Origin of the sequence: Nesterenkonia sp. F, assembly GCF_000220985.1 — a bacterium.
In the GTDB taxonomy this organism is placed as follows: domain Bacteria; phylum Actinomycetota; class Actinomycetes; order Actinomycetales; family Micrococcaceae; genus Nesterenkonia.
The window spans coordinates 1-9,774 of record NZ_AFRW01000038.1 but is presented as its reverse complement, the minus strand read 5'-3'; the positions used below and the strand labels follow the sequence as shown (position 1 = coordinate 9,774).

Annotated in this window: 8 protein-coding genes; 6 read left to right on the top strand and 2 right to left on the bottom strand. The window is 69.8% G+C overall.

Annotation, left to right across the window (positions count from 1 at the left end):
• Positions 1-85 precede the first annotated feature (85 nt).
• From GU5_RS0103580 to GU5_RS0103560, 5 genes are all read left to right on the top strand, one after another.
• Entirely contained in the window at positions 86-1,489 is a 1,404-nt protein-coding gene (locus GU5_RS0103580) for a folylpolyglutamate synthase/dihydrofolate synthase family protein (RefSeq protein ID WP_010524213.1), read from the top strand.
• A 3-nt stretch (positions 1,490-1,492) separates the two neighbouring features.
• Complete coding sequence (locus tag GU5_RS0103575; protein ID WP_010524212.1) at positions 1,493-1,963, top strand: DUF4233 domain-containing protein; 471 nt, start codon at positions 1,493-1,495, stop codon at positions 1,961-1,963.
• Positions 1,960-2,373, top strand: a complete 414-nt coding sequence (gene ndk, locus GU5_RS0103570; protein ID WP_010524211.1) for a nucleoside-diphosphate kinase — start codon at positions 1,960-1,962, stop codon at positions 2,371-2,373. Before GU5_RS0103575 ends, ndk begins: the two co-directional genes overlap by 4 nt.
• 231 nt (positions 2,374-2,604) lie before the next feature.
• On the top strand, positions 2,605-4,266 hold the full coding sequence (locus tag GU5_RS0103565; protein WP_010524210.1) for a hypothetical protein: 1,662 nt from the start codon (positions 2,605-2,607) through the stop codon (positions 4,264-4,266).
• Positions 4,267-4,328: 62 nt separating this feature from the next.
• Positions 4,329-4,970: a hypothetical protein gene (locus GU5_RS0103560; protein ID WP_158217713.1), complete on the top strand. Its 642-nt coding sequence runs from the start codon at positions 4,329-4,331 to the stop codon at positions 4,968-4,970.
• 112 nt (positions 4,971-5,082) lie between these two features.
• Here GU5_RS0103560 and GU5_RS13855 read toward each other — a convergent pair whose 3' ends face one another.
• Positions 5,083-6,090 carry an ABC transporter ATP-binding protein gene (locus GU5_RS13855; protein ID WP_010524208.1) on the bottom strand — a complete coding sequence of 336 codons (1,008 nt, stop codon included), beginning with the start codon at positions 6,088-6,090 and terminating at the stop codon, positions 5,083-5,085.
• The gene (locus tag GU5_RS0103550) at positions 6,087-7,019 is read right to left on the bottom strand and encodes an ABC transporter permease (protein WP_010524207.1); all 933 of its coding nucleotides are present in this window, start codon (positions 7,017-7,019) and stop codon (positions 6,087-6,089) included. The genes GU5_RS13855 and GU5_RS0103550 overlap by 4 nt, the downstream gene beginning before the upstream one ends.
• 215 nt (positions 7,020-7,234) lie before the next feature.
• On the opposite strand from GU5_RS0103550, the gene GU5_RS0103545 reads away from it, so the two are divergent.
• Positions 7,235-9,774, top strand: a 2,540-nt coding sequence (locus tag GU5_RS0103545; RefSeq protein ID WP_010524206.1) for a glycosyltransferase family 2 protein, incomplete at its 3' end; no start/stop codon positions are given.

Genomic DNA, 9,774 nt, shown 5'->3' with positions numbered 1-9,774 from the left:
CCGGGCCCAGCACCAGGAACCCCGACGGCGCCGCGGCGTCGACGACACGACGGCCGCTCGCCGGCCGAGACACAGGAGCCCAGACATGTCCGACATCGAGTCCTCCCGGGACCACGCGTCCGAGCCCGTCGACGGGTTCTCGGTGGCCAGCGTCTACGCCGAACTGCTCTCGCGCGCCCCGGAGAACAAGATGGAGCCGCGGATGGAGCCCATGGAGATGGCCATGGACATCCTCGGCGAGCCCAACCGTTCGGCGCCGGTGATCCACCTGACCGGCACCAACGGCAAGACCTCGACCGCACGGATGATCGAGGCCGGTCTGCTGGCCCACGACCTGCGCGTCGGCCGGTACACCTCGCCGCATCTGTCCCGGGTGACCGAGCGGATCTGCCTGGACGGCGAACCGGTCGAGGACGAGACCTTCGTGCGCATCTGGGACGAGATCCGTCCGCATCTGACGATGGTCGACCAGCGGCTCGCCGAGCGCGGCGAGGTGCCGCTGACCTACTTCGAATGCCTGACCATCCTGGCCTTCGCCGTCTTCGCCGACGCCCCGGTGGACGTGATGGTCCTGGAGGTCGGCCTGGGCGGGATCACCGACGCGACCAACGTGGCCGCCGGCGTCGTCGACGTGGTCACCCCGATCTCGCTGGACCACACCGACCTGCTGGGCGACTCCGAGCGGGACATCGCCCTGGAGAAGGCCGGCATCATCAAGCCCGGCGGCTTCCTGATCTCTGCCGCCCAGGTCCCCGAGGCCGCCGACGTGCTGCTGGAGGCCGCGCGCGAGGCCGACGTCGACTTCCGCTTCGAGGGCGTGGAGTTCGGCGTGGAGTCGCGCACCCCCGGCGTCGGCGGGCAGCAGGTCACCGTCCAGGGCATCGCCGGCCGCTACCCGGAGCTGCTGCTGCCGGTGCACGGCGCGCACCAGGCGGAGAACTTCGCCGTGGCCGTGGCCGCGCTGGAGGCCTTCATCGGCGGCGGCCGGCAGGAGCTGGTCCTGGAGAACCTGCAGCTGGCCTGCGAGCACATCAGCGCGCCGGGCCGGCTGGAGACCCTGCGGACCGGTCCGAGCATCATCGTCGACGCCGCGCACAACGCCGCCGGCGTCGAGGCCTCCGCCCAGGCACTGAAGGAGAGCTTCGGCCTCGGGCGGCTGGCGCTGGTGGTGGGCATCCTGGAGGAGAAGGACGCCCGCGAGATCCTGACCGTCCTGCACCGTGAGTACGATGGCCTCGTCGAGGACGTCTGCTTCACCCAGTCGACCTCGCCGCGGGCGATCCCCGCCGAGGAGCTGGGACGGCTGGCGCTGGAGGTCGGCTTCCGCGAGGAGGACATGCACATCACCGCGCGCCTCGACGACGCCCTCGACTGGGCCGTCTCCCGCGCCGACACCTCCGACGACGCGCTGGCCGGGGGAGTGCTGATCACCGGCTCGATCACCGTGGTCGGGGAGGCCCGCACCCTGCTGGCCGGCGGGGAGGGCTGAGCCGTGGCGCGTCTGACCCGCGCCCAGCGCGAGTGGCGGCCGGGCATGGTCCGCCCGCCGCGGTCGGTCCGGGTGATGTTCGCCTCCTCGGTGCTCTGCCTGGAGGCGCTGCTGATGGTCTTCTACGGCCTGGCGATGTGGGGACTGAACCGCGACGCGCCGCATGCCGGCTGGCTGCTCGCCGGCTCGCTCGTCGTCGCCGTGCTCATGGTGCTCACCTGCGCGCTGCTGCGCCGCCCGCTGGGCTTCGTCCTCGGCTGGGCGCTGCAGCTGGTGGTCATCGCCGGCGGGATCTTCGATCCGTTCGGCTACACGTACTTCCTCGGGGCGATCTTCCTGGGCTGCTGGTGGTTCGCCGTGGTCAAGGGAGCGCAGCTCGACCGCGAGAAGATGGAAAGATACAGGGAGGAAGAGCGTCTGGCCGCGGAGGCCGAGAGCGCCGAACAGACCGGAAGTGAGGAGACTCCCGAATGACTGAGCGCACGCTGATCCTGATCAAGCCCGACGGGGTGGCCCGCGGGCTGACCGGCGAGGTGCTGCGCCGGGTCGAGGCCAAGGGCTACCGGATCACCGCCCTGCAGCAGATGCAGGCGAGCACCGAGCAGCTCGCCGCCCACTACGCCGAGCACGAGGGCAAGCCGTTCTACCAGCCGCTGGTGGACTTCATGCTCTCCGGCTCCGTCGTGGCCGCGATCGCCGAGGGCGACCGCGTCATCGAGGGCTTCCGGTCGCTGGCCGGCTCCACTGAGCCGACGACGGCGGCGCCGGGGACCATCCGCGGCGACCTGGGCCGCGACTGGGGCGAAAAGGTCCAGAAGAATCTGGTCCACGGCTCCGACTCTCCGGAGAGCGCCGAGCGCGAGATCGGCATCTGGTTCGGCTGAGCGACGCACATGACGTGATACGCGCGACGTGACGCACGACGGCGGGCCTCGGGAGTTCTCCCCGGGCCCGCCGTCATGTGTGAGGGGATGTCCCGTCCTGAAGTCATCTGGGGTCGGCGCGTCGCGAGCCGCTTGTGGAGATCAGTTGGGCGACGGTCTCACAGATGCATAGGCTGGGTGACACGTGAACGCAGCCTGAATATGGCCGCATCAGGAAGGGGATGACACAGCATGCAGCACCGGACGGGATCGTCGGCGTCGGCCGGCGCGCTCCACGCGGGGCGGAGGACGCGTCCGCAGCGGACGAGAAGGGCCTCGGCGGCGCTGACGACGGCGGGCGCGCTGCTCCTGACTGGCTGCGCGGGCTCCGGGGACGGCGTCGGCGGCATCGAGACCGCCGACGGGGAGACCCTGCAGAACGCCGAGGAGGTGCTCGCCGAGGCAACGGACGCGTGGTCGGCGACGCTGCCGACGGAGAACGTCGAGACGAGCGAGGAGACGCGCTGCTTCTTCGTCGTCGGCGAGGACGAGGCGATCACCGAGGAGATCGCCTGCGGGGGAGTGCGGACTCCTGCGGACGAGGACGGACATGTCTGGTCGGTGGGCTCCTTCGAGGTCCGCCAGAACTCCGACGAGGAGATGGAGGCGCACCTGCCCGAGGCGTGGGTCGAGCAGCTCCAGCGCGGCGTGGAGCGTCCCGGTGCGACTGTGGTCGATGCCGACGGCGAGCCTGCCCCGGAGGAGATCGACGCGCTCGCCGCCCCGCCCATGCCGCAGGCGCCGGAGGAGATCCTGGTCTCCGGATCCGCCCTGCCCACCGACCTCGTCCAGCCCAGCGACGAGGTCGTATCCCCGGGTGAGGGCGGCAGGGTGATCACACCGGCCGGCACGCTGGAGATCATCTCCGTCGCGATGCCGGAGACGATCCCGGTGTCGACGGATTCGGCGGAGGGTGCGGCCCCCGCCGAGCAGCTGTCCGAGGGATCTGAGATCTCGCTGAGTCCGGATGGGGAGCCGCACGGTCCGGCCGACGAGGAGGTGTTCGTCGTGCTGGAGTATGAGTTCACCCCGGAGGAGTCGCTCGACGGGGAGGAGCGAACGGCCGCCCTGGCCATCAACGGCGGGGGAGTCCAGCGGACGCTGGCCGATCTCGGAGAAACCCGGGGATACACCGGACCGACGGAAGAGACGGGACGCATGCTCGTCTCAGTGGCTTCGGAGGACCCGCACCTGGTGATCTCCTCCGCCGGTGTGGACCAGCGCATCGACCTGCCCGAGGGCGAGCGCACGGAGAGTTCCGTGGCCTCCGCCTACTATCGCGATGTCACGCGCCAGGACGTGAACCACGAGTTCGACGTCGAGGATCAGACTGTGGTCATCGACGATGACGAGCATACAGTCTCGCTGTACCAGAACCTCCAGAGCGCCCAGCTGACGGCCTTCACCGAGAGCGGCGGCGGCGACGGCTGGACCGAGGAGGGCCGCGCCTGGCTGCTGCTGGAGTTCGACTCTCGGATGGAAGTCCAGGACGCTTCCGTCGACGTGCTCGAATACAACTCCACGACCACCGTCACCGACGGATCGGGAGAAGAGCACACGGCGGAGCGCACGTTGCCGGAGCATTGGTACTCGTCCGGGTACCGGATCGCCGTGTCCGTTCCGGCCGATGCTGAGGAGTTCACTGTGGCACAGGCGATCGAGGGCCGGATCGAGGACTGGGACACGCCGCCGCTGCCGCTGAACTTCTCCGTGCCGGCGCTGGAGGTCGCCTTCCCGCAGGAGGAGGGCGACGCGCCGGACGAGGCTGAAGAGACGGACCAGGCCGGCGCCGAGGAGCAGGACGACTCGGGCGAATCCGACCCGAGCGATGAAGCGACCGATGAGGGGAACTGACGATGACCGAGACGACGAGCCGACGCGGCGGCGGACACGGACGGATCGCCGTCGGTGGGGCGGTGCTGGCGCTGGTCCTCACCGGCTGCGGGGCCGACGTGCCGAACGGGCCGATGGACGAGGACGAGCTGGAGAGCACGTACCTCACCGGGCGGGGTGTTCCCGAGGATTGGTCGTTGGCCGACGACCCCTCGGGCAGGGACCGCTACGGGGACCCGATCGACGACGCGGGGCCCGGCGACAGTTTCTCGGGAGATCCGGACGAGCAGTGCCAGGGGGCGCTCGATGAGCTGGAGTCCGAGATCCAGGACGTCGAGTACGTCGCCGAGGCGGACGCCACCTACACCAAGGAGCAGGCGTCGGTGAACGTCACGGCGTACTCCACGCAGCAGGAGGTCGGCATCTCCGAGCCTTTCCTGGCGATCCTCGACGACTGCGAAACGGAGTTTCTGGACTCGATGTCTGCTTCGGCGCCTGACGACTTGAGTCGGGAGTCGCTGGACACTGAGGCCGATGGCGTGGCGTTCGTCTCTGACGAGGGGAGCGGGACCCTGTTGGCCTTCGCCACCGTTAGCTACGGGAAGAACCATCTCGGCATCTGGGCTGGCTCGGAGGATTCCCGGGACATGGACGCCGTCGTCGAGCTCGTGGACGCCGTCCAGGAACGCTTCGAGGAAGGACCCGACGCGGGCGAGGAGGACTGATCATCGACGCGCCGTCTCGGCGCGATCGCGAGCGGCCCCAGGAGCTCGTCCCGGGGCCGCTCGCGTCATCGGGAGGTCGTCGGCATAGCCTGGGGCGGTTCCGATGTCCGGTTCATCGTTTCGGCCGCGTGCCGGGGATGAACTCCAGATTCACCGGCGCCTGCTGCAGCTTGGTGCGCTCCAGGACGACCTGGGCCGACCGTGGGTGCCCTGCTGACTGGTGGGTGGTGTACTCCTCGTACTGCTCGACGACCCACGCCGGGTCCCCGTCGGCCAGGAGGCGCCCCTCCTCGATCCACAAGGCCCGTGTGCACATCTGCTCGATGGTGCTCAGCGAGTGGGAGACCAGGAAGACGCAGCCGGCCTGCGCACGGACCTCGTCCAGACGCTTCTTGGTCCGGGCGCGGAACTGCGCGTCACCGGTGTTGAGCGCCTCGTCGATGAGGAGGATGTCCGGGTCCACGGCCGTGGCGATGGCGAACTGCAGCCTCGAGGCCATGCCGGAGGAGTAAGATTTAAGCGGCAGATCCAGCGAGTCCTCGAGCCCGGAGATCTCGACGATCATGTCGTACTTCTCGGCGGCTTCCCCAGGGGTGAGCCCCATCGCCAGGCAGCCGAGCTTGATGTTCTCCCGACCGGACAGCGGTTTGACCAATGCGGCGTTGACGCCGAGCATCACCGGCGTGGAGGTCGCGTAGACTTCGCCCGTCGTCGGGCGGACCTTTCCGGTGAGCAGCTTCATCAGCGTCGACTTGCCGGAGCCGTTGGTGCCGATGACTCCGACTGATTCTCCGCGCCGCACCACGAAGCTCATGTCCTGCAGCGCGGGGACCTCGGTGAAGCCGGCTCCGGTGATCTTCTTCACCTGGCGACTGATGCGTCCCTGAGTGCGCGTGTGCTCCGTCGTCGAGCGGACCCGGTACGTCATCGACGCATGATCGACGGCGACGGCGACGTCCTCGGGAGCGATGCTGGTGGTCTCGCCGGGAGCGCGGGAGGGCCGACCGTCGCCGCTGGTCGCCGGGGCGGAGTCGTCGCGTCCAGTCGCTCCTTCCGGACGCTCATCGTCAGTGAGCGCGGGGGAGGCCGGGGCGGTGCGGCGTGGGGTGTAGGTGGTCATCGGTCCCTTCCGTAGGTCTCCTCGCCCTGCCAGAACACGATGAAGCCGATGACGAGGGCGCCCACGGCCCAGCCGCCGAGGACGACCCACCGCATCGGATCCGCCCACTCGTCGTAGACCCAGGCCTGACGGATGATGTCGAGTGTGCAGAAGGCCGGATTCAGGTGCATGAGGTCGATGATGAGCGGAGTGTCCGCGAAGCGGGAGACGCTGAAGAACACCGCCGAGGCGTAGAACCAGATCCGGGTGCCGAAGGTGATCAGGTGCTTCACATCGGTGTGCGCGGAGACCGCACGGGCCAGCAGCATCCCCAGGCCCGTGGTGAGCATCAGCGTCAGCGCCAGGGCGGGGAAGAAGACCAGCCACTTCCAGCTCAGGACGACGGGCGAGGCTTCGGCGTCCTCGAGCGGGATGTCGCCCATTGTCGTCACCAGCACCGCCATCACCAGGAACATCGGTACGGACTGGAAGAGCTCGCGCACATTGACGGCCAGGGGGATGCAGGCCCGGGGGAAGTTGAAGGCCTGCACCACCGACTGCTTGGAGGCGATGCTCGTGGCCCCCGAGCTCACCGATGTGGTGATGTAGCGAAACATGAACACCCCGATGATGAGGTACCCGATGAAGTTGGGCACTCCCCGGGACGTGTTGAGCAGCAGGCCGAAGATGAGGAAATAGGCCAGCCCGTTCAGGATCGGGTTCATCACCAGCCACACGCGGCCGAGGGATTCGGACGTGTTGGCGGTCTGCACCCGGGAGTGGGAATCGAAGATGATGAAGTGCCGGAAGTGCCAGATCTGGGCGAGATACCGGCCCAGGGGCGGGCGAGCCCCGACACGGATCAGCGGCGAGCCGTCCAGCCGCACCTGGTCGTGCGCGACGGCGGGGTCCTGCGCCGGCTCGGCACGGTGTCTGGTGCGTATGGCCATGGCGATGTTCCTCCTGGTGGTCTGCCCGTCCCCCTGCCAGCGTCGGAGCGTCCGTCATTCTACCAGCGGGGCGTCGGGGCCGGACGTCGGCGAGAGACGCCCCTGCTCCGTCGGCGGATGCGTCAGTGGGATCGAAGCAGGTCGCGAGCAGGCTCCTCTAGACTGAGGGCGTCCCGAGCACGATACCCGCCCCTGACCCGGAGGCTCATTCCGCCGTGACTCTCGTCGGCTCCCTGGCCCGCCCCGCTCGCCGTCTGGCCCGCAGCGCCCGGACGGCGCTGCCCTCCGTCGTCCGGCGCGGGAACGAGCCTCGCGACCTGCCGGTGGATGATGTGCTGGAGCACTGGTCACGGGAGCTGCGCACCCGTCCGGGCCGGCTGCAGTGGTTCACCCACTATGCCCGCGGCACGCGTTCACGCGGCGCACGCGAGGTGCTCGCGCTCTGCGCGTCGCGGGAGACGGCGGACCTGCGACGGCTGGCCCGGGCGGTGGACCAGGCGTTCCTGGGGCCGGACGGACGCGTGGACGGCACCGACCAGCGCGATCGGCTGGAACGGCTGGATCGCATGCTCTGGCGTCCGGGCGTCCTCGCCCTCGCTCGGGTGCTCTACAGCCAGCGCCTCGGTCAGCAGGACCTGCTCACCGCCCTGCGGCTCTACCAGCTCGTCGACGCCCTCCACGGCGTCGAGGACGGTTTCGAAGGCGTGGACCGTTCGCTGTACTCCGACCTGCTCACCTGGGCCGGCCGCTTCGCCCGGGCGGGGGAGGTCCTGGAGCACTCCGAGGAGAACGCCGAGCGCGCCTGCTCGCAGCGCTTCCTGCAGCTCAACTCCATCAACCCTGCTGTGACCGGCGTTCGGGAGGATCATCCCGCGTGGCTGGAGCGGCTGAACGGGATCTACACCGAGCACGGTCTGGTGGGGCTCGAGCTCGAGGACGGCCAGGCGCCGTCCTTCGGGGCTCTGCGAGCCGAACCGGCTCCCCGGGTCAAGGAGGGGCTGCCGCTGGTGTCGGTCATCATGCCGATCCACGAGCCGAACGCCGCCACCGATGTGGCCCTCCGGTCGCTGCTGGCGCAGAGCTGGACGAATCTGGAGATCCTCATCATCGACGATGCCTCGCCGGTGGTCTTCGCCGACGGAACCCCGACGCCGTACCGGGCGCAGCTGCAGGCCTTCGCCGACGCCGACCCGCGGGTGCAGGTGCTGTTCCGCGAGGAGAACCGGGGGGCCTATGCCGTGCGCAACGAGGGCTTCGAGCGCGCCCGCGGCGAGTTCGTGACCATCGCTGACAAGGACGACTGGCACCACCCGCAGAAGCTCGAGCGGCAGGCGCGGGAGCTGATGGAGCACCCTGACCGTCCGGCGTCGATCGTGAACTGGGTCCGGGCCGACGAGGACCTGCGCTTCCTGATCCGCTGGGGGCCGGATCGCGCGGTCCACCCGAGCTTCGCTTCGACCATGTTCCGCCGCGAGGAGGCCCGGAGCACGCTCGGGTACTGGGACGAGGTGCGCAAGTCCGCCGACGCCGAGTATCGGGCGCGCTGCGAGGCTGTCTACGGGATGCGGGTCGTCCCGGAGGAGATGGTGCCGATGGCGATCTCGCTGCTGGGCGAGGGGAACCTCACCTCCAGCGACTTCGGTCTGGGCTACTGGCACCCGGATCGTGAGATGTACCAGGACGCCTACGCCGGATGGCACGAGGAGATCGCTGCCGGCGCCTCGCCGCACCTGCCCATGGGATCCGACGAGCGGCGGTGGATCGCCCCGCCGTCGTTCCTGCCCGACCACGATGCTGCGGAGACGCCGCACTATGACGTCGTCCACCTCTCCGAGTTCGGACTCCGCGGCGGGAATTCGCTGATCCTGGAGCAGGAGATCGAGGCCGGACTGGCCGCCGGACTGAGAGTCGCCGTCGTCCCGCTGGCCAACGGTCTGCTCCGCGACGCGTCGAAGCGGCGCATGACCCCGGCGCTGCGCCGGATGGTCCTCGACGGCCGCGTGGACCGACTCCATCTGCGTCGGCGGGCCACCGTCGGTCTGCTGGTGGTCCACTGGCCGACGACGCTGCAGCTGCGCCCGGACGGTCCGTCGGAGCTCGACGTCGACGAGCTCGTCGTGGTGGCCGATCAGCTGCCGGCGACGCTCAGCCGGATCCACCACGGCTACGAGGTCGAGGACGTCGCGACCACCTGCCAGCAGCTCTTCGGACGCCGTCCCCGCTGGGCGCCGCAGTCCAGTGTGGTGCGCGGCCGGCTCGCCGAGGTCGTCCCGCCCGGAGAGCTGGCCGACGTCGACTGGCCGGGCGTCGCGGCGCCGGAGACGACGTCGGCCCGGGAGCGGAAGGAGAGCAGGCCCAGCGCGGAGGACGAGCGCACGCCGCTGGTCCTCGGGCGTCCATGGGACGAGGAGGAGCTGTCCTGGCCCACGAGTCGTGCCGAGTGCGAGGCGCTCCTCCCGCAGGACGGCTCCGCGCAGGTGGTGCTGCGCGCCGACCGGCAGCAGCTGGTGCGTCGCGGAGTTCTGGAGTCCGCCGAGGCGCTGCCCGTCGGCTGGCAGGTCGCTGAGATCGGGGACACCACGTTCGGCGAGTATCTGGCCGCGATCGACGTGCTGCTCTGCTTCACCGCCGACGTCTGGGACGAGACGCTGGAGCCCAGCATCCTCGAAGCGCTCGCCGCGGGCGTGGTCTGCCTCGGTCCGCCGGTCCTGGAGGAGGTCTACGGCGACGCGCTCATCTGCTGCGAGCCCGGGCA

Excerpts from the sequence above, each read along its gene's own strand:
- GU5_RS0103580 (WP_010524213.1), top strand. The coding sequence starts at position 86 with ATGTCCGACATCGAGTCCTCCCGGGACCACGCGTCCGAGCCCGTCGAC.
- ndk (WP_010524211.1), top strand. The coding sequence starts at position 1,960 with ATGACTGAGCGCACGCTGATCCTGATCAAGCCCGACGGGGTGGCCCGC.
- GU5_RS0103565 (WP_010524210.1), top strand. The coding sequence starts at position 2,605 with ATGCAGCACCGGACGGGATCGTCGGCGTCGGCCGGCGCGCTCCACGCG.
- GU5_RS13855 (WP_010524208.1), bottom strand. The coding sequence starts at position 6,090 with ATGACCACCTACACCCCACGCCGCACCGCCCCGGCCTCCCCCGCGCTC.
- GU5_RS0103550 (WP_010524207.1), bottom strand. The coding sequence starts at position 7,019 with ATGGCCATACGCACCAGACACCGTGCCGAGCCGGCGCAGGACCCCGCC.